The 18,764-nt window shown below is 68.8% G+C and carries 17 protein-coding genes; 15 read left to right on the top strand and 2 right to left on the bottom strand.

The window, feature by feature from the left end; genetic code table 11:
- Positions 1 to 11: 11 nt before the first annotated feature.
- Together ppsR and ACE37J_RS06670 are read right to left on the bottom strand one after the other, a co-directional pair.
- Positions 12 to 1,421, bottom strand: coding sequence for a transcriptional regulator PpsR (gene ppsR, locus ACE37J_RS06675; RefSeq protein WP_409708951.1), 1,410 nt, complete (start codon positions 1,419 to 1,421; stop codon positions 12 to 14).
- The gene (locus ACE37J_RS06670) at positions 1,418 to 2,239 is read right to left on the bottom strand and encodes a B12-binding domain-containing protein (protein ID WP_409708948.1); all 822 of its coding nucleotides are present in this window, start codon (positions 2,237 to 2,239) and stop codon (positions 1,418 to 1,420) included. The genes ppsR and ACE37J_RS06670 overlap by 4 nt, the downstream gene beginning before the upstream one ends.
- Positions 2,240 to 2,579: 340 nt before the next feature.
- Between ACE37J_RS06670 and bchF the strand changes: the two genes are divergently transcribed.
- The 15 genes from bchF (at position 2,580) to clpP (ending at position 18,735) form a co-directional block, all read left to right on the top strand.
- Complete coding sequence (bchF, locus tag ACE37J_RS06665; RefSeq protein ID WP_409708945.1) at positions 2,580 to 3,083, top strand: 2-vinyl bacteriochlorophyllide hydratase; 504 nt, start codon at positions 2,580 to 2,582, stop codon at positions 3,081 to 3,083.
- A complete protein-coding gene (locus ACE37J_RS06660; RefSeq protein WP_409708942.1) occupies positions 3,080 to 4,390 on the top strand; it encodes a ferredoxin:protochlorophyllide reductase (ATP-dependent) subunit N in 1,311 nt (436 codons plus the stop codon). The genes bchF and ACE37J_RS06660 overlap by 4 nt, the downstream gene beginning before the upstream one ends.
- On the top strand, positions 4,387 to 5,919 hold the full coding sequence (gene bchB / locus ACE37J_RS06655) for a ferredoxin:protochlorophyllide reductase (ATP-dependent) subunit B (RefSeq protein ID WP_409708939.1): 1,533 nt from the start codon (positions 4,387 to 4,389) through the stop codon (positions 5,917 to 5,919). Before ACE37J_RS06660 ends, bchB begins: the two co-directional genes overlap by 4 nt.
- Positions 5,909 to 9,457: a magnesium chelatase subunit H gene (locus ACE37J_RS06650; protein ID WP_409708936.1), complete on the top strand. Its 3,549-nt coding sequence runs from the start codon at positions 5,909 to 5,911 to the stop codon at positions 9,455 to 9,457. Before bchB ends, ACE37J_RS06650 begins: the two co-directional genes overlap by 11 nt.
- A 10-nt stretch (positions 9,458 to 9,467) precedes the next feature.
- Entirely contained in the window at positions 9,468 to 10,367 is a 900-nt protein-coding gene (gene bchL / locus ACE37J_RS06645; RefSeq protein WP_409708933.1) for a ferredoxin:protochlorophyllide reductase (ATP-dependent) iron-sulfur ATP-binding protein, read from the top strand.
- Positions 10,367 to 11,056, top strand: a complete 690-nt coding sequence (bchM, locus tag ACE37J_RS06640; RefSeq protein WP_409708930.1) for a magnesium protoporphyrin IX methyltransferase — start codon at positions 10,367 to 10,369, stop codon at positions 11,054 to 11,056. Before bchL ends, bchM begins: the two co-directional genes overlap by 1 nt.
- 38 nt (positions 11,057 to 11,094) lie before the next feature.
- Entirely contained in the window at positions 11,095 to 12,495 is a 1,401-nt protein-coding gene (locus ACE37J_RS06635) for an MFS transporter (RefSeq protein WP_409709279.1), read from the top strand.
- A gap of 27 nt (positions 12,496 to 12,522) precedes the next feature.
- A complete protein-coding gene (gene puhA / locus ACE37J_RS06630; RefSeq protein ID WP_409708927.1) occupies positions 12,523 to 13,290 on the top strand; it encodes a photosynthetic reaction center subunit H in 768 nt (255 codons plus the stop codon).
- A gap of 40 nt (positions 13,291 to 13,330) precedes the next feature.
- Positions 13,331 to 13,978 carry a photosynthetic complex putative assembly protein PuhB gene (gene puhB, locus ACE37J_RS06625; protein ID WP_409708924.1) on the top strand — a complete coding sequence of 216 codons (648 nt, stop codon included), beginning with the start codon at positions 13,331 to 13,333 and terminating at the stop codon, positions 13,976 to 13,978.
- A gap of 9 nt (positions 13,979 to 13,987) precedes the next feature.
- On the top strand, positions 13,988 to 14,449 hold the full coding sequence (puhC, locus tag ACE37J_RS06620; RefSeq protein ID WP_409708921.1) for a photosynthetic complex assembly protein PuhC: 462 nt from the start codon (positions 13,988 to 13,990) through the stop codon (positions 14,447 to 14,449).
- Positions 14,450 to 14,484: 35 nt separating this feature from the next.
- Positions 14,485 to 14,781, top strand: coding sequence for a hypothetical protein (locus ACE37J_RS06615; RefSeq protein ID WP_409708919.1), 297 nt, complete (start codon positions 14,485 to 14,487; stop codon positions 14,779 to 14,781).
- The gene (acsF, locus tag ACE37J_RS06610; protein ID WP_409708916.1) at positions 14,778 to 15,851 is read left to right on the top strand and encodes a magnesium-protoporphyrin IX monomethyl ester (oxidative) cyclase; all 1,074 of its coding nucleotides are present in this window, start codon (positions 14,778 to 14,780) and stop codon (positions 15,849 to 15,851) included. Before ACE37J_RS06615 ends, acsF begins: the two co-directional genes overlap by 4 nt.
- Positions 15,851 to 16,663, top strand: coding sequence for a putative photosynthetic complex assembly protein PuhE (gene puhE / locus ACE37J_RS06605; protein ID WP_409708913.1), 813 nt, complete (start codon positions 15,851 to 15,853; stop codon positions 16,661 to 16,663). The genes acsF and puhE overlap by 1 nt, the downstream gene beginning before the upstream one ends.
- Positions 16,653 to 17,867 (top strand): 5-aminolevulinate synthase, encoded by a 1,215-nt coding sequence (gene hemA / locus ACE37J_RS06600; RefSeq protein WP_409708910.1) that lies wholly within the window; start codon positions 16,653 to 16,655, stop codon positions 17,865 to 17,867. The genes puhE and hemA overlap by 11 nt, the downstream gene beginning before the upstream one ends.
- 238 nt (positions 17,868 to 18,105) lie before the next feature.
- Entirely contained in the window at positions 18,106 to 18,735 is a 630-nt protein-coding gene (clpP, locus tag ACE37J_RS06595) for an ATP-dependent Clp endopeptidase proteolytic subunit ClpP (RefSeq protein WP_409708906.1), read from the top strand.
- Positions 18,736 to 18,764 lie beyond the last annotated feature (29 nt).

Here is an 18,764-nt window from a genome sequence, read left to right as displayed (position 1 = left end):
CGAACGGCGGTTCAGCGTTCCAGGAGGCCGTATTTCCGCAGCTTCACATAGAGGCTCTGGCGCGAAAGGCCGAGCATGTCCGCCGCTGCGACGCGGTTGTTGTTGGTGAGGGAGACGGCCGTTTCGATGCACATCTTCTCGACCACTTCCGTCGTCTCCGCCACGATTTCGCGCAGGGTGGTGGAGCCCACGAGGTCCACGACGGAGCGTGACGGGTCGTCCATCGTTGCGGCGGCGCCCGCGCCGGCGGCGGCGCGCACGCCCTCGGCCCGCCCGGCGTCCCTTATGACGAAGGCGTAGGCGGGGCGCGTCCTGTCCTCGAGATAGGTCGCGGAAATCTCGACGGCGACCTCGGAGCCGAAGACGCCGGAAAGGCGCGTGGCGTAGAGGCGGATCTGCCCGGCGCGCGCGGCGTTCTCGGTCAGGATCCGCATGTCCACGCCGCCGCGGCCCAGGAAGTCGGAGAAGAGGCGGCCCTTGAGCGCGGCGAGGTCCGCCGCTTCGATCATCGCGAGGAAAGCGTCGTTCGCGGCGCGGATCACGCCGTCCGCCCCGGTGAAGGCGATGGCGTCCGGCCCTTCGCGGTAGAGGCCCTGGAGCCCCTCGCTCAGCTCGTCGCCGCTCCGCTCCGCCCCGCCGTCCCGGTCGATCCGGCAGACGAGCAGGCGCTCGCCGGCGGCGCGGAAGAGGGTGGGGCTGACCCGCACCTCGCGCCCGCCGCGGCGCGTGCGAAGCTCCGTCGGCCCGCGGTCCACCGCGCCGATCAGGCTTTCGATCACCTCGCCGCCCCGGCGCGACTCGAATTCCTGCGCGAAGGACGCGCCGATCAGCGAATCGCGCTGCGCGCCGAGCAGCGCGGCGGCGGCCTTGTTGAGGTCGGTGATCCGCCCGCTGCCGATGGCGACGAAGACGACCGCATCATGCGTGACGTTGAGAAGGACGCGATAGCGCGTGTCGAATTCCCGCTGCGCCTCATGGTCCCGCTCAAGCGCCAGCTGCGCCTTGGCGAGCTGCAACTGCACCTCGGCGATCGGCCGCAGGTCCCGCCCCAGCATGAGAATCGCCCCGTCCCGCCCGAGCGGGTGGAGCGTGTAGCGGATGGGGAATTCCCAGGTCGCGTTGTCGGAATGATTGAGCTCGATCGGCCCCGAAATGTCCCCGCCCGAGGCGGCCGCGGCCAGCTTCGCGTCGAGCTTCGGCACGCTCTCCGGCGTCAGGAAATCCCTGAGGTCGCGGCCCTGCCAATGGTCGAGCCGGCCGAAGGAGCGGTTGTTCGGGTTGATCAGCAGGGACATCACCAGCCCGCCGTCGGCGACGACGATGGCGATGTCCGAGGCGCGGGCCAGAATGTCGGTAAGGATTTCCGGCGCGATCTGGGGAAGCGTCCGGCCGGGCCAGAGGGAACCGTCCCGCGCGCTCACGGCGCCGACGCTGACTGGGGCGGCTTGCGGCCGCCCGCTTTCGTCCTGTCGTCTTTCGACCTTGTCAGTTCGCACAGCCGCAGCGCCTCTCGCGGATCGCAGGTCGCGATGTCTGCGCCGACGCGCGCCGCGAGGTCATCGCAGGACATGAGCGCCGATCCGCCGACGGCCACGACCGGCGCGTCCTCTCTCTGCTTGAGTTTTTCCACCAGTCTCGCAACGGAATCAAGATTTTCTCCGCTCGAAGCCGAAATCGCCACAATGTCCACCCTGGAGTACAGGGCTTCCGCGAGAATTTCACTGTCCGTCACGCCGAGCGCGATGCGCGTCTCCGCCCCGGCGCGGCGGAATTGCGTGGCCGCGATCAGCGCGCCGAGCGTGTGGTACTCCTGATCCCTCACCACGATGAGGACTTCCAGCGCATCCGCCGCGCCCGGCCGCTCCTGCGCCCAGTCCACCGCAATGTCATGCAGCATGGACTGGAGCCGCGCCACGGCGATGGAGACCTCGGCGAAGCTCCGCCTGTCATCGCACCAGTCCTCGCCGAGCCGCCTGGCGAGCGCGGGGATGTAGAGATCCACGATGCTCTCGTCGCTGACGCCGCGGCCCTGCAGATCGTCGAGCACCTTCAGCCTGCGCCCGCGATCCTGCTCGAAGGCCGCCGTCTCCAGCAGCGCAAGGAGCGACGGCTCCGCCGCTTCCCCGCTCCGCGGAGACCGGGCGGCGAGAACGGCGAGCGCGCGGCTGGCGAGCGAGTTCACCTCGCTGCGATGCGGCGCGGCCCGCTCCCGGACTGACGAACGTGCGTCTTTCTGCATGACCCGCATCTCCCGGGTTCGGACCCGTCTGCAAGCGCCCGGCGCATCGTGGCCGAACGACTCGCAGCGGCATGGGCACACTCTGCCGCCTTCGCGCGCGATTGTCAAAAAAACCTGACAACGATTTTCGCATCGTGAACATCGCCCGCGGATTTTTCCCGCTCAGGTTGAGGGAGATTTTCGGAAATCACATGATTTCAATGAGTTGTCATCTTCTCGCTGCCTGCGGGCGCCTGTCTCCGCCTCCTGACGGCGCGGCGAAAAACTGTAAGTTTCAATTGACAGTCCTTCGCACGGACACATATCGTTCATCGAAGGCCGAAAGGCGGGAGGCGACAGGATGCCGAGAGGCGAAGACAGGCGGGAAGGGTTGACGGGAAAAGCCCGCGCCCGGCCGCTCTATACGGCGGAAGAGCGGCGGCGGCGCGACGGCACGGTCTGGACCCTGGTTCAGGGCGTTCTCGCGCCGGCGCAATTCCTCGTCTTCCTTGTCTCGCTCGCGCTGGTGCTGCGGTTCCTCGCCACGGGCGAGGGCTATGCGGCGGCGACGGTCTCCATCGTCGTCAAGACGGGCTTTCTCTACGGGATCATGGTCACCGGCGCGATCTGGGAAAAGGTCGTGTTCGGGCGCTGGCTCTTCGCCCCGGCCTTCTTCTGGGAGGATGTGTTCAGCTTCCTCGTGATCGCGCTCCACACCGCCTATCTCTGGGCGCTCTGGTCCGGCGCGCTGGCGCCGTTCGATCTGATGGTTCTCGCGCTCGCCGCCTACGCGGCCTATGTGATCAACGCCGGGCAGTTCCTCTGGAAGCTGCGCATGGCGCGGCTTCAGGGGGGCGCGGCGTGAACCGGCCCTTCGCCCTTTCCGACACGCCGGCCAAGGGCTGCCGCGAGGCGCCCGTGCTGAAGGAGCGCGGCCAGCGCGAGGTCTTCTGCGGGCTGACGGGAATCATCTGGCTGCACCGGAAGATGCAGGACGCCTTCTTCCTCGTCGTCGGCAGCCGCACCTGCGCGCATCTCCTGCAGTCGGCCGCCGGCGTGATGATCTTCGCGGAGCCGCGCTTCGGCACGGCGATTCTTGAAGAGAAGGACCTCGCCGGCCTCGCCGACGCGCATGACGAACTCGACCGGGAGGTGGAGCGGCTGCTCGCGCGGCGCCCCGATATCCGCCGGCTCTTCCTCGTCGGCTCCTGCCCCTCCGAGGTCATCAAGCTCGATCTCAGCCGCGCGGCGGAGCGGCTGACGAAGAAATATGCGCCGCATGTCGCCGTGCTGAACTATTCCGGCTCCGGCATCGAGACGACGTTCACGCAGGGCGAGGACGCCTGCCTCGAATCGATGGTCCCGGTCCTGCCCGAGAGCGCGGAGCGCCAGCTCCTTCTCGTCGGGGCCCTGCCCGACGTGGTGGAGGACCAGGCGCTTTCGCTTCTCTCCGCGCTCGGGATCGAGACGGTGCGCGTTCTTCCCTCGCGCCGCGCGGATGCGCCGCTGGCGGTGGGGGAGGGCACGGTCTTCGCCCTGACGCAGCCCTTCCTCGGGGAGACGGCGGCGGCGCTCGAACGGCGCGGGGCGCGCCGGATCGACGCGCCCTTCCCCTTCGGCGAGGAGGGCACGACGCTCTGGCTTCGCGCCGTCGCCGCCGAGTTCGGCGTGTCGGACGAGCGGTTCGAGGCGGTCACCGCCGCGCCCCGCGCCCGCGCCCGGCTCGCCGTCGCCGCGGCGGCGGAGACGCTGGACGGCCGCTCGATCTTCTTCTTCCCCGACAGCCAGCTGGAGATCCCGCTGGCGCGGTTCCTGACCCGCGAATGCGGGATGCGCGCGGTGGAGATCGGCGCCCCCTATATCCACAAGGGCCTCGTCGGCCCCGATCTGGACCTGATTGCAGAGGGTCCGCTCCTCTCCGAGGGGCAGGATGTCGACAAGCAGCTCGACCGGGCGCGGGCCGCGCGGGCGGACCTCACCGTCTGCGGCCTCGGCCTCGCGAACCCGCTGGAGGCCGAGGGGCTGGCGACGAAGTGGGCGATCGAGCTCGTCTTCACGCCCGTCCATTTCTACGAACAGGCCGGCGATCTCGCCGCGCTCTTCGCCCGCCCGCTCCGGCGGCGGGAGATGCTGAAGGCGCTCGCGCCGAAAACCGGGGAGGCGGCGGGATGAAGCTGACCGTCTGGACCTATGAGGGCCCGCCGCATGTGGGCGCCATGCGCGTCGCCACCGGCATGAAGGGGCTCCATTACGTCCTCCATGCGCCGCAGGGCGACACATATGCCGACCTTCTCTTCACGATGATCGAGCGGCGGGACCATAGGCCGCCCGTCACCTACACGACCTTCCAGGCGCGCGACCTCGGCTCCGACACGGCGGACCTCTTCAAGGACGCCTGCCGCGACGCCTACGAGCGGTTCAGGCCGGAGGCGATCATCGTCGGCGCCTCCTGCACGGCGGAGCTGATCCAGGACGATCCGGGGGGGATGGCGGCGGCGCTCGACCTGCCCATCCCGGTCATCCCGCTCGACCTGCCGAGCTATCAGCGCAAGGAGAATTTCGGGGCGGACGAGACCTTCCTCCAGATCGTGCGGCATCTCGCGAAGCCGATGGCGCGGACGGAGCGGATCAGCTGCAACATCATCGGGCCCACGGGCCTCGGCTTCCGCCACCGGGACGATGTGGAGGAGCTGACCGGGCTCCTTTTCGAGCTTGGCGTCGCGGTCAACGTCGTCGCGCCGCTCGGCGCCAGCCCGGCGGATGTCGCGCGGCTCGGCGCGGCGCATTTCAACGTGCTCCTCTATCCGGAGACGGGCGAGGGCGCCTGCCGCTGGATGCAGCGCGAGCTCGGGCTGCCCTTCACCAAGACGGTCCCCATCGGCGTTTCCGCCACGCGGGATTTCATCTGCGAGGTCAACGGGCTGACGGAGATGGACGCCTCGCCGGACGAGGGGCGGCTCAGGCTCCCCTGGTATTCGCGCTCGGTCGATTCGACCTACCTGACCGGCAAGCGCGTCTTCATCTTCGGCGATGGCACGCACGCCGCCGCCGCCGCGCGGATCGCCTCGGAAGAGATGGGTTTCGCGGTCGTCGGCCTCGGCTGCTACAACCGGGAATTCGCCCGCCCGATCCGGGCGCTGGCGAAGTCGATGGGGCTCGAGGCGCTCGTCACCGACGACTACCTCGAGGTCGAGGCGGCGATCCAGGAGGCGCAGCCGGAGCTGATCCTCGGCACGCAGATGGAGCGGCATATCGGCAAGCGGCTCGGCATTCCCTGCGCCGTGATCTCCGCCCCGGTCCATGTGCAGGACTTCCCCGCCCGCCGCTCCCCGCAGGTCGGGTTCGAGGGCGCGAACGTCATCTTCGACACCTGGGTTCATCCGCTGGTGATGGGGCTGGAGGAACACCTCCTCCACATGTTCCGCGACGATTTCGAGTTCCGGGACGAGGCGGGGCCGAGCCATCACGGCGGCCATGCGCCGCGCGCGATGGACGCGGCGCCGGAGCCCGAGCCGGCGCTCGCCGCGGCGGTGAACGACAATGTCACCTGGCTCGCCGACGCCGAGAAGGAGCTGCGCAAGATCCCCTTCTTCGTGCGCGGCAAGGCGCGGCGGAACACCGAGAAATTCGCGGTGGAGCGCGGCGTCTCCGCGATCTCGGTCGAAACCCTCTACGAGGCGAAGGCCCATTATGCGCGGTGAAGCCCCCGGAACGGCCGCCTATCGCGTCGTCATCGTGACGCTGGACAGCCATGCGGCTGGCCCGGCGGCGCGGGCGACGGCGCGGCTGGCGGGGGATTTCCCGGGTCTCGTCGTCGAGGTCTTCGCCGCCGCCGAATGGGGCGAGAGGCCGGAGCGGCTGCTGGCGGCGAAGGCCGCGGTGGCGGAGGCGGACATCGTCGTCGCCAACCTCCTCTTCCTCGAAGAGCATGTGCAGGCGATCCTCCCCGACCTTCAGGCGCGGCGGCCGCATTGCGACGCGATGGTGGGCATCGTCGCGGATCGTTCGGTGATCCAGCTCACGAAGATGGGCGATCTCGACCTCTCGAAGCCCGCCTCCGGCATCATGGGCTTCCTCAAGAAGCTGAAGGGCTCGAAGCCCAACTCCGAATCGGGCGAGCGGCAGATGGCGATCCTCCGCCGGCTGCCGAAGATCCTCCGCTGGATCCCCGGCAAGGCGCAGGACCTCCGCGCCTGGTTCCTGACGATGCAATACTGGCTCGGCGGGTCGGACGACAATGTGGAGGCGATGGTCCGCTTCCTCATCTCCCGCTACGCCTCCGACAAGGCGCTGCGGAAGGGTAAGGCGCCGCTCCCCGTGGAATACCCGGATGTCGGGCTCTACCACCCCGACGTGAAGGGCCGGATCACGACGAAGCTTTCCGACCTTCCCGCCCCGGCGAAGCCGGTCGGCACGGTCGGCCTCCTCCTCATGCGCTCATACGTCCTCGCCTCCGATTCCGCGCATTACGATGCGGCGATCCGGGCGCTGGAGGCGAAGGGGCTCCGGGTCATCCCCGCCTTCGCGGGCGGGCTGGACGGGCGGCCGGCGATCGAAGCCTATCTCAAGGGCGAGGTGGACGCCTTCATCTCCCTCACCGGCTTCTCGCTGATCGGCGGGCCCGCCTATAATGACAGCGCGGCGGCGGAGCGCGTGCTCTCCGCGCTCGACGTGCCTTACATCTGCGCCCATCCGCTGGAGTTCCAGACGCTCGGGCAATGGTCCGCGAGCCCGCAGGGCCTCGGCCCGGTCGAGACGACGATGCTCGTCGCCCTGCCGGAGATCGACGGCGCGACGAACCCGACCGTCTTCGCCGGCCGGCACGGCGAGGAGGGCTGCGAAGGCTGCGCCCATCGCTGCAGGGGCGGCGCGGGCAAGACGATGGCGCCCTGCCCGGAGCGTATCGAGCGGCTGGCGGAGCGGGCGCTGCGCCTCGTCCGGCTCCGCCGCTCGCGCGCCGCGGAGCGGAAGGTGGCGGTCGTCCTCTTCGGCTTCCCGCCGAACGCAGGCGCGGTCGGCACCGCGGCCTGGCTCGGCGTGTTCGAATCGCTCTTCAACACGCTTCAGCGGATGAAGGCGGAGGGCTACCGGCTCGACCCGCCGGAGAGCGTGGACGCGCTCCGCGCGATGATCCTCCAGGGCAATTCCGGCGCCTTCGGGCAGCAGGCGAACGTCGCCGCGCATGTGCCGGCTGACCGGCTGGTGGCGGAGAACCCGCATCTGAAGGAGACGGAGGCCGTATGGGGCGCGGCGCCCGGGCGGGCGCAGGCGGACGGGCGGGGAGTCTTCATCCTCGGCGCGCAGCTTGGCAACGTCTTCGTCGGCGTCCAGCCCGCCTTCGGCTGGGAGGGGGACCCGATGCGCCTCCTCTTCGAGAAGGGCTTTGCGCCGACCCACGCCTTCCAGGCCTTCTATCGCTGGCTGCGGGACGATTTCGGGGCCGATGCGGTGCTGCATTTCGGCATGCACGGCGCGCTCGAATTCATGCCGGGCAAGCAGGCCGGGCTCGGCGCGGCGGACTGGCCGGACCGGCTGATCGGCGACATGCCGAACGTCTATCTCTACGCCGCCAACAACCCCTCCGAGGCGACGCTGGCGAAGCGGCGCTCCGGCGCGGTGACGATCACGCACCTGACCCCGCCGCTCGCCGCCGCGGGGCTCTACAAGGGCCTGCTGGAACTCAAGGACAGCCTGACGCGCTGGCGCGGCCTCGCGCCCGACGCGCCGGAGCGGGCGGACCTTGGCGAACTCATCGCCGCGCAGGCCGCGGCGGTGGACATGGACGGCGCCGCGCCCGACGCGCTCTGGCTCAAGCTGATCGAGACGGAGGAGGCGCTCATCACCGACGGGCTCCACGTCGTCGGCCGGCCGCTCTCTCCCGAGACGCAGGCGGCGCATCTCTCCGCCATGGGCGAGGTGGACGCCGAGACGCGCGCCAAGGTGGAGGCCGCGCTTTCGGGCGATGACGAGGTGCCCGCGCTGCTCCGCGCCCTTTCGGGCCGCTACATCGCGCCGGTGCCGGGCGGCGACCTGATCCGCAATGTCGAGATCCTGCCGACCGGGCGGAACATCCACGCCTTCGACCCGTTCCGGATGCCCACCGCCTTCGCGATGGCGGAGGGGGCGAAGCAGGCCGCCGCGCTTCTCGCCGCGCAGGGCTCCACGCCGCGCACGGTGGCGATGGTCCTCTGGGGTTCGGACAACATCAAGTCCGACGGCGGGCCGATCGCGCAGGCGCTGGCGCTGATGGGCGCGACGCCGCGCTTTGACAGTTTCGGCCGCCTCGCCGGCGCCGACCTCGTGCCGCTGGAGACGCTTGGCCGCCCGCGGATCGACGTGGTGATGACCCTTTCGGGCATCTTCCGCGACCTCCTGCCGCTCCAGACCCGGATGCTGGCCGAGGCCGCCTTCAAGGCCGCGACGGCGGAGGAGCCCGAGGCGCTGAATTACGTTCGCGCCCATGCGCTCGCCTATGCCGCGGCGACGGGCGCGACGATGGAGGAGGCCGCGCTTCGCGTCTTTTCCAATGCGGAAGGCGCCTACGGCTCCAACGTCAATCAGATGATCGACGGCGCCTCCTGGGGCGAGGAGGACGAGCTGGCCGACGCCTACGAGGCGCGGAAATGCTTCGCCTATGGCCGCGACGGCAAGGCGGCCAAGAACCCCGCGCTGCTGCAGGAGACGCTGAAGACGGTCGACCTCGCCTATCAGAACCTCGAAAGCGTGGAGCTCGGCGTCACCACGGTGGACCATTACTTCGACACGCTGGGCGGCATCGCCCGCGCGGTGAAGCGTGCGACCGGGGCGGAGACGCAGGTCTTCATCGGGGACCAGACGCGCGGCGGCGCCAAGGTCCGCACGCTGAAGGAGCAAGTGGCGCTGGAGACGCGGACCCGCGCGCTCAACCCCAAGTTCTTCGAGGGCCTGCTGAAGCACGGCCACGAGGGCGTGCGCCAGATCGAGGCGCATGTGACGAACACGCTCGGCTGGTCGGCGACCACCGGGCAGGTCGACCCCTGGGTCTACCAGCGGCTCACCGAGACCTTCGTGACGGACGAAGCGATGCGCCGCCGGCTCGCCGCGCTGAACCCCGCCGCCTCCGCCCGCATGGCGAACCGCCTGCTGGAGGCGCACGAACGCAACTACTGGACGCCCGACGAGGCGACCCTGGCCGCGCTCCGCAACGGAGCCGACGAACTCGAGGATGCTCTCGAGGGCGTGACGATGGCCGCGGAATAGGAGGACGAAGATGAGCCCGCTCGATGCAAGACCGCCCGTGCTGAAAGGCGAGGATGGCGAAGGCTCCGTCCAGGTTCGCCTCGACCCCTCGATGAAGATCGAGGGCGCGAAGGTCTTCGCCGTCTACGGCAAGGGGGGGATCGGCAAGTCCACCACCTCCTCCAACCTCTCCGCCGCCTTCACGAAGCTCGGCAAGCGCGTGCTGCAGATCGGCTGCGACCCGAAGCACGACTCGACCTTCACGCTGACGGGCCGGCTGGTGCCGACGGTGATCGACATCCTCAAGGAGGTGGACTTCCACCCCGAGGAGTTGCGGCCCGAGGATTTCGTCTTCGAGGGCTATGGCGGCGTGAAATGCGTGGAGGCGGGCGGCCCGCCGGCCGGCACGGGATGCGGCGGCTATGTCGTCGGGCAGACGGTGAAGCTCCTGAAGCAGCATCACATGCTGGAGGACACCGACGTCGTGATCTTCGACGTTCTCGGGGACGTGGTGTGCGGCGGCTTCGCGGCGCCGCTCCAGCACGCCGACCGGGCGCTGATCGTCACCGCCAACGATTTCGACTCGATCTACGCCATGAACCGCATCATCGCCGCGGTTCAGGCCAAGTCGAAGAATTACGGCGTGCGCCTCGCCGGCTGCGTCGCCAACCGGAGCCGGGAGACGGACGAGGTCGACAAGTATTGCGCCAAGGTCGGCTTCAACCGCATCGCGCACATGCCCGACCTCGACGCGATCCGCCGCTCCCGCCTCAAGAAGAAGACGCTCTTCGAGATGGACGACTCGGAGGACGTGGTGATGGTCCGCAAGGAATATGTCCGCCTCGCGGAGACGCTATGGAACGGGACGGAGGCGCTCGCCCCCGCGCCGCTGGAGGACCGGGACATTTTCGAGCTTCTGGGATTCGATTGATGAGCCACTACGCCGCCACCCGCGCCCGGCTCGAGACCTATTTCGACCGCACCGCCTCCGACACCTGGGCGCGGCTGACCTCTGACGCGCCCGTCTCCCGCATCCGCCAGACGGTGCGGGAGGGGCGGGACCGGATGCGCGCCGCGATGCTGGAGCGCCTGCCGGCGGACCTGACCGGGCGGCGCGTGCTCGATGCGGGCTGCGGCGCCGGGCAGATGGCGATCGAGCTCGCGCAGCGCGGCGCCGAGGTGGTGGCGACCGACATCTCCCCCTCCCTCCTCGACGTGGCGCGGCGGCGGACGCCGCCGGAGCTGGAGGGGCGGATCGAGTTCGTCGCGGGCGACATGCTCGACCCCTATCTCGGCCGCTTCGACCATGTGATGGCGATGGACAGCCTGATCCATTACCGCGCGGAGGATATCGGCGCGGCGCTCGCGACCCTCGCGGCGCGGACGGAGCGGAGCCTCGTCTTCACCATCGCCCCCTCCACCGCCTTCCTGCGGACCTTCTGGCTGATGGGGCAGGTCTTCCCCCGGTCGGACCGGTCGCCCGCGATCATCCCGCATTCGGACGCCGCGATCCGGCGCGAGGCGGCGAAGCGGCCCGCGCTCTCCCCCTTCCGCCTCTCCCGCGTCGAGCGGGTGAGCCGCGGCTTCTACATCTCCCAGGCGATGGAGCTTTCGCGTTGAGAAAGACGCCGGCATATCTGAAGCGGCTGACGGCGGAGATGCTGCCCTTCTCCGACGCCGCCTCTGCGGGCCTGCCGCTCGGCCAGCTCCTGCGGCTCTCGCTCTTCCAGGTTTCGACCGGGATGGCGACAGTGATGCTGCTCGGCACGCTGAACCGCGTGATGATCGTGGAGCTTCAGGTCGCCGCGATCATCGTCGCGGCGATGATCGCGCTGCCCGTCCTCTCCGCGCCGTTCCGGGCGCTGCTCGGCTTCCGGTCGGACACGCACCGGAGCGCGATCGGCTGGAAGCGCATTCCCTATCTCTGGTTCGGCTCGCTCTGGCAGTTCGGCGGGCTCGCGATCATGCCCTTCGCGCTGATCGTGCTTTCGGGCGACCAGACGCTCGGGCCGTCATGGGCGGGGGAGGCGCTGGCCGCGCTCGCCTTCCTGATGACCGGCCTCGGCATCCACATGACGCAGACCGCCGGGCTCGCCCTCGCCGCCGACCGGGCGGACGAGGAGACGCGGCCGCGGGTCGTCGCGCTGCTCTATGTCATGCTGCTTCTGGGCATGGCGGGCTCCTCGCTCGTCATCGGCTGGCTGCTGAAGGATTTCTCGCAGCTGGCGCTGATCGAGACGGTGCAGGGCGCCGCGCTTGTCGGCATCCTCCTCAACCTCGTCGCGCTCTGGAAGCAGGAGGCGCCGAGGCCGATGAGCCGGGAGGAGCGCGCCGCGCCGCGCCCCCGCTTCGCGGACGCCTGGGCGGATTTCGCCGCGGGCGGGCCGGCGGGGCGGCTGCTCGTCACCGTCTTCCTCGGCACGCTCGCCTTCAACATGCAGGACGTTCTGCTGGAGCCCTATGGCGGCGAGATCCTCGGGCTTTCCGTCGGCTCGACGACGTTTCTGACGGCGATGTGGGCCGCGGGCGCGCTCTTCGGCCTCTTCCTCGCGGCGCGCTGGCTCCGCGCGGGGACGGACCCGGCGCGCATGGCCGCGCGGGGGCTCCTCGCCGGGCTTTGCGCCTTCTCCGCCGTCATCTTCGCCGCGCCGATGCATTCGCCCGCGCTCTTCTTCGCCGGCGCGGCGGGGATCGGCTTCGGCGGCGGGCTCTTCGCCGTCGCGACCCTCACCGCCGCGATGACGATGCCGGTGGCGGGCCTCGCGGGCCGGGGCCTCGCGCTCGGCGCCTGGGGCGCGGCGCAGGCGACGGCGGCCGGGCTCGCCATCGCCATCGGCGGCGGGCTCCGCGACCTCGTTAACGGCCTCGCGCTCGACGGGAGCCTCGGCGTCGCGCTCAACGACCCGGCGACGGGCTATTCCGTCGTCTATCACCTGGAGATCGGCCTGATCTTCCTCACTCTCGTCGCGCTCGGCCCGCTTGTCCGCGCCGGCGCCCGCCAGACGCAACCGCATTGGGACCAGTCGCGCAGGATCGGCCTCGCCGACTTTCCCACCTGATCGCCGAGCCAAAGGGAGGACCCTCTCATGATCGAACCCATCATCGGCACCCTGGACCTAGCGTCCCTGTCGCTTTACCTTTTCTGGGGCTTCTTCGCGCTCCTGATCTACTATCTCCAGACGGAGAACATGCGCGAAGGCTACCCGCTGGAGACGGACCAGGGCGACCCTGCGCCGAACCAGGGCCCGTTCCCGCTGCCGAAGCCGAAGACCTTCCGCCTCATGCACGGGCGCGGCGAGGTCACCGTGCCGGACTACAAGCCCGAGAACCGCGAGGTCGCGCTGCGGCAGACCTCCGTCGCCGCCGGCTCCCCCTTCGAGCCGACGGGCGACCCGATGGTGGACGGCGTCGGCCCGGCCTCCTGGGCGCCGCGGCGCGACGTGCCGGAGCTTGACGGCCACGGCCATCCCAAGATCGTCCCCATGGCGGGCGCCTCGCAATTCGCCGTCTCCGCCGGGCGCGACCCGCGCGGCCTGCCGGTGATCGCCGGCGACGGAGAGACGGTCGGCGAGATCGTCGACATGTGGATCGACGAGCCCGAGCAGCTCGTCCGCTATCTGGAGATCGCGCTCGACGACGCGCATGGCGGCGGGCGGCGGCTCGCGCCGATGCAGCTCTGCGTCATCCGCTCCTCCGGCGTGAAGATCCGTTCGATCTTCGGCAAGCACTTCGCGAACGTGCCGAAGACGGCCTCGCCGCATCAGGTGACGCTGCTCGAGGAAGACAAGATCTGCGGCTACTACGCCGGCGGCAAGCTCTACGCCTCCGCCGAGCGGCTTGAGCCGCAGCTCTGAAAGACGCGACTGCGGACGAACGATAAAAGGGGAGGCCGAAATGGGCCACGACGATTTCGCAACCGAGCCCGTGCCGGGCCTGCCGGAGAGGCCGCCGAAAGACGAGGCGATCCTCTGGCAGGGGCGGCCGGACCCGTGGGCGCTGGCGCGGGATGCGCTGCTGATCCGCCCCGTCGCCGCCTATTTCGCGGTTCTCGCGCTCTGGCGCGGGATCGTGGCGGGGGACGAGGGCGGGTTCGTCGCCGGGCTCGCCGGCGCCTCCTGGTATGTCGCCATCGGCGTCGTGGCCTGCGGCCTTCTCTACGCCGTCGCCTGGGCGCAGGCCCGCGCCTCGCTCTACACGATCACCAACAAGCGGGTGGCGATGCGCGTCGGCGCGGCGCTGACCGTCACCTTCAACCTGCCCTACAGCCAGATCGAGACGGCGGGCCTCGCCCTCGCCAAGGACGGGACGGGCAGCATCGCGCTGAAGCTCAAGGGCGCGAACACCGTCTCCTACCTCATCCTCTGGCCGCATGTGCGCCCCTGGCGCATCGCCAAGACGGAGCCGACGCTCCGCGCGATCCCGGACGCGGCGAACGTCGCCCGCATCCTCGCCGAGGCGGCGGAGAGCCGGCTCTCCATGCCGGTCGTCACAGCGAAGCAAGGCGCGCGCGCCGGCGCCGCCACAGCCTTCGCAGCGGAATAGGAGGCGGCCATGGCCCATGCCGAAACCACGTTGCAGCGGCGGGAGCGGGAGAAGATCCCGGTCGTCCTCCTCCGCGCGGTGCTCGTCCTCGTCCTCTCCGCCCTGCTCATCGTCTCTTACGCCGTCGTCACGGACAGGCCGCTCGAAGCCATGCCGCCGACGGACACGCCGGTGTTCAAGGAGCGGGAGATCATCCTTTCCGGCTCGATGAACGGATCGGCGGAGGTGATGGACGTCAACGGAACGGTGATCGCAAGCCTCACGCCCGACAAGGGCGGCTTCATCGCCGGGGTCTATCGCGTGCTCGTCCGCGAGCGCAACAAGCATGGGGTCGCCATCCACGCCCCCATCCGCCTCGTCCGCTTCACCGACGGGCGCCTCTCTCTGAGGGACGCCCATACCGGCTGGCGGGCGGAGCTCATCGGCTTCGGCCGGGACAACGAGGCCGCCTTCTCGCGGCTTCTGGACTGAGACGGGACTGCCAATAAAAGGGGAGTAAAAAAACCATGGGAATACTGAAGAGAAAGGTGGAGACGGCGCCCTGCACCGTCGAGGTCAGCCACAAGTTCGAAAGCCTGCACGCCCATGTCCGCTTCAACAACGGCGCGGTCGTGAACCCGGGAGACAGCGTGATCGTCGAGGGGCCGCCGATCATGGCCGCCTATGGCGAGGTGGTGACGGAAGACCGGATCGCGAAGATCACGCGCGCCACGGCGCTGGAGCGGGCCTGGACCCGCGCGACCGGCGATTTCGAATTCATGGAGCTCTGTGAATTCTCGTTCTCTGAGGAGCGGCTGTCATGAACGCGCAAAGCCCGATCGAGGCGGCGAACGCCCTCGACACCAACGCGATGGCGCAGGAGACGACGCTCCTGAACCCGCGTTTCTACACCACCGATTTCGACGAGATGGACAAGATCGACGTCTCCCCCGTCCGCGAGGAATGGGACCGGCTGATCGCCCAGATGCGCTCGGATCCGAACAAGAACCATTTCAAGAAGACGGCCGACTGGGACGAGGTGGACTGGGAGAACATGGAGCCGGGCCTGAAGGCCGAGGCGATCGACTTCCTCGTCTCCTCGCTCACCGCGGAATTCTCCGGCTGCGTGCTCTACAAGGAGATGAAGCGGCGGGGCACGAACAAGGACATCTGCGAGCTCTTCGGCTTCATGTCCCGCGACGAGGCGCGCCACGCCGGCTTCATCAACGACGCGCTCCGCGAGGCGGGGATCGGCGTGAACCTCGGGTTCCTGACCAAGGCGAAGAAGTACACATACTTCAAGCCGAAGTTTATCTACTATGCGACGTATCTGTCCGAGAAGATCGGCTATGCGCGCTACATCACCATCTACCGGCATCTCGAGAAGCATCCGGAACATCGGTTCCACCCGATCTTCAAGTGGTTCAAGGAATGGTGCAATGACGAGTTCAGCCATGGCGAGGCCTTCGCCCTGCTGATGAAGACGGACCCGAAGCTGACATCCGGGCTGAACAAGCTCTGGATCAAGTTCTTCCTCGTCGCCGTCTTCGGCACGATGTGGGTGCGGGACCATGCGCGCCATCGCTTCCACGAGGCGCTCGGCATCGATATCGACTGGTACGATCAGGAGGTGTTCCGCGTCACGACGGAGATCTCCAAGCAGATCTTCCCGCTCGAGCTCGACATGGAGAACCCGCGCTGGCGGAAGGGGCTGGACCGGCTCAACACCGCGTTCATCGCGATGGAGAAGGCGCACAAGAAGGGCGGTCTCATGGGGCGCATCGGCAAGACGCTCGCCGGCGCGCACGCCGGGCTCGCCTTCGCCGGGCTCTACTTGATCCCCTCGAAGCCCTCGACGCCGCCGGCCGACCCGCGGCTGGTTCCCGCCTACTGATGGGCGGAACCTGGACATGGGTCGTCGCGGCCCTGTTCCTCTGGTGGTTCTCCACCGGGGCGATCCTCTGCCGGGTGCGGATCGCGGACCGGAAGGGCGGGGCGGCGCATCTGCGCTCCGTGCTCTACGGCCTGCCGATCCTGCTCGGCGGGGTCTGGGGGTTCTACGCGACCTTGCAGGGGGAGGGGGCGGCGGCGGCCTTCGGCGCCTTCCTCTCCGCCCTTGCGATCTGGGGCTGGATCGAGCTCGCATTCCTCTCGGGGATCGTGACGGGACCGAACTCGCGCCCGCTGCCGGCGGGGACGCCGGAATGGGAGCGGTTCATCCGCGCCTGGGGCACCATCGCCTGGCACGAATTCCTGCTTGCGGCGGCGCTCGGCCTGATGGCGCTGGCGGCCTGGGAGGCGACGAACGCGGTGGCGTTCCACACCTTCCTCGTGCTCTTCCTCGCGCGGATCAGCGCGAAGCTGAACCTTTTCTACGGCGTGCCGCGGATCAATCTCGAATTCCTGCCGCGGCCGCTCGCCCACCTTGCGAGCCATTTCCGCATCCGCCCGCTCAACTGGGTCTTCCCGATCTCCGTCACCGCCCTCGCCTTCGCCTCCGCGCACTGGCTGGAGCGGCTCCACGGGGCGGAAAGCGCAGGGGCGGAGGCGGGATATGCGCTGCTTGCGACACTGACTCTTCTGGCGATGCTCGAACACTGGTTTATGATTCTACCGGCGCCGGATGCGAAACTCTGGCGCTGGATGCTTCCGGCCCGGAAGGACACGGAAGATACAAGACGAAGCGAGGACGCTCATGGACTATGATCAATTGTTCGAGGCCCAGCTCGACGCCCTGAAAAAAGAAGGCAATTATCGCGTCTTCGCCGATCTGGAGCGCCAGAGGGGCGCCTTCCCCGTCGCCAAGAACCGCCACGGGGCGGGCGAACGGCACGTCACGATCTGGTGCTCCAACGACTATCTCTGCATGGGCCAGCATCCGGACGTGATCGACGCCATGGTCCGCACCGTGGAAAGCTGCGGCGCGGGCGCCGGCGGCACGCGGAACATCTCCGGCACCTCGCACCATCATCACCTGCTGGAGCGGGAGCTGGCGGACCTGCACGGGAAGGAGGGCGCGCTCCTCTTCACCTCGGGCTATGTCTCGAACTGGGCGGCGCTCGGCACGCTCGGCTCCCGCCTACCGAACGCGGTGATCCTGTCCGACAGCCTCAACCACGCCTCGATGATCGAGGGGATCCGCCACAGCCGGGCGGAGAAGGTGATCTGGAAGCACAACGACGTCGCGGACCTCGAAAGGAAGCTCGCGGCCATCGACCCCTCGCGGCCCAAGATCGTCGCCTTCGAGAGCGTCTATTCGATGGACGGGGACATCGCGCCGATCCGGGAGATCGTCGAGGTTTCCGAGAAATACGGCGCGATGACCTATCTCGACGAGGTGCACGCCGTCGGCCTCTACGGGCCGCGCGGCGGCGGCGTCGCGGAGCAGGAAGGGCTGATGGACCGGATCACGCTGATCGAGGGGACGCTGGGCAAGGCCTATGGCGTCGTCGGCGGCTATATCGCCGGGTCCATCGCGCTCTGCGACTTCATCCGCAGCTTCGCCTCCGGCTTCATCTTCACCACGGCGCTGCCGCCGGCGGTGGCCGCGGCGGCGACCGCCTCGATCCGGCACCTGAAGACGAGCGACTCGGAGCGCCAGATGCAGCGCCTCCGCGTCCGCCAGCTTCGCGCCGCGCTGGACCGGGAGGGCATTCCGCATCTCCCGAACCCGAGCCACATCATCCCGGTGATGATCAAGGACCCGGTGAAGTGCAAGATGATCTCCGACATCCTGATGGACCAGTTCGGGATCTACGTGCAGCCGATCAACTATCCGACCGTGCCGAAGGGGACGGAGCGGCTGCGCTTCACGCCCTCGCCGCTCCATTCCGAGGCGGATATCGAGCGGCTCGTCTCCGCGCTCTCCTCGCTCTGGAGCCAGTGCGCGCTGGCGCGCCGCGCGGCCTGAGCCGGCGGCGAAGCCTGACGGCGCGGGGCCTTCGCGGGCTCCGCGCCCCGCATTTTCAGACTGTTTCCGCTCCGACCGGATCGGTCGGAGCGGAAACCGGAAAAAACGCGCGTTTCGCGCTGTTGCGTTTTCCGCCCGGACCGGTGATCCGGTCCGGACCGAAAACGCTCAAGGCGTTCGCTTGAAGCGCGCGGGGCGAGCCCCTAAGACTCGCTCAGACCCACCGAAAGGCCCCCCGATGAGAGACCCGATCGACACCTACATGAACACCCTCGTTCCGATGGTGGTCGAGCAGACGGCGCGCGGGGAGCGCGCCTATGACATCTATTCGCGCCTCCTTAAGGAGCGGATCATCTTCCTTTCCGGGCCGGTGCATGACGGCATGTCCACACTCATGGTGGCGCAGCTCCTCTTCCTCGAGGCCGAGAACCCGAAGAAGGAGATCGCGATGTACATCAACAGCCCGGGCGGCGTCGTCACCTCCGGGCTCTCGATCTACGACACGATGCAGTATATCCGCCCGAAGGTTTCCACCCTCTGCGTCGGCCAGGCGGCCTCGATGGGCTCGCTCCTCCTCGCGGCGGGGGAGAAGGGAATGCGCTTCTCCCTGCCGAACAGCCGCATCATGGTCCACCAGCCCTCCGGCGGCTTCCAGGGCCAGGCCTCCGACATCCAGATCCACGCCAGGGAGGTTCTGGAGCTGAAGGAGCGGCTCAATAACATCTACGTCAAGCATTGCGGGCAGGACTACGAGACGGTGGAGCGCGCGCTCGACCGCGACAACTTCATGACCGCCGAAAAGGCGAAGGATTGGGGCCTTGTGGACGAGATCGTCAGCAGCCGCGACGTTCCCGCGGCGGAAGCGTGACGAACCCGCGGCGCGCCGTTCCCTAGAAC

Source organism: Pikeienuella sp., assembly GCF_046290545.1.
Taxonomy (GTDB): domain Bacteria; phylum Pseudomonadota; class Alphaproteobacteria; order Rhodobacterales; family Rhodobacteraceae; genus Pikeienuella.
Note: the sequence above shows the minus strand (reverse complement) of the source record. Positions and strands in the feature narration are given on the sequence as shown.

Excerpts from the sequence above, each read along its gene's own strand:
- ACE37J_RS06615 (WP_409708919.1), top strand. The coding sequence starts at position 14,485 with ATGGGAATACTGAAGAGAAAGGTGGAGACGGCGCCCTGCACCGTCGAG.
- puhE (WP_409708913.1), top strand. The coding sequence starts at position 15,851 with ATGGGCGGAACCTGGACATGGGTCGTCGCGGCCCTGTTCCTCTGGTGG.
- bchF (WP_409708945.1), top strand. The coding sequence starts at position 2,580 with ATGCCGAGAGGCGAAGACAGGCGGGAAGGGTTGACGGGAAAAGCCCGC.
- acsF (WP_409708916.1), top strand. The coding sequence starts at position 14,778 with ATGAACGCGCAAAGCCCGATCGAGGCGGCGAACGCCCTCGACACCAAC.
- ACE37J_RS06670 (WP_409708948.1), bottom strand. The coding sequence starts at position 2,239 with ATGCAGAAAGACGCACGTTCGTCAGTCCGGGAGCGGGCCGCGCCGCAT.
- hemA (WP_409708910.1), top strand. The coding sequence starts at position 16,653 with ATGGACTATGATCAATTGTTCGAGGCCCAGCTCGACGCCCTGAAAAAA.
- ACE37J_RS06650 (WP_409708936.1), top strand. The coding sequence starts at position 5,909 with ATGCGCGGTGAAGCCCCCGGAACGGCCGCCTATCGCGTCGTCATCGTG.
- puhC (WP_409708921.1), top strand. The coding sequence starts at position 13,988 with ATGGCCCATGCCGAAACCACGTTGCAGCGGCGGGAGCGGGAGAAGATC.
- bchL (WP_409708933.1), top strand. The coding sequence starts at position 9,468 with ATGAGCCCGCTCGATGCAAGACCGCCCGTGCTGAAAGGCGAGGATGGC.
- bchM (WP_409708930.1), top strand. The coding sequence starts at position 10,367 with ATGAGCCACTACGCCGCCACCCGCGCCCGGCTCGAGACCTATTTCGAC.
- bchB (WP_409708939.1), top strand. The coding sequence starts at position 4,387 with ATGAAGCTGACCGTCTGGACCTATGAGGGCCCGCCGCATGTGGGCGCC.
- puhB (WP_409708924.1), top strand. The coding sequence starts at position 13,331 with ATGGGCCACGACGATTTCGCAACCGAGCCCGTGCCGGGCCTGCCGGAG.
- clpP (WP_409708906.1), top strand. The coding sequence starts at position 18,106 with ATGAGAGACCCGATCGACACCTACATGAACACCCTCGTTCCGATGGTG.
- puhA (WP_409708927.1), top strand. The coding sequence starts at position 12,523 with ATGATCGAACCCATCATCGGCACCCTGGACCTAGCGTCCCTGTCGCTT.
- ACE37J_RS06635 (WP_409709279.1), top strand. The coding sequence starts at position 11,095 with ATGCTGCCCTTCTCCGACGCCGCCTCTGCGGGCCTGCCGCTCGGCCAG.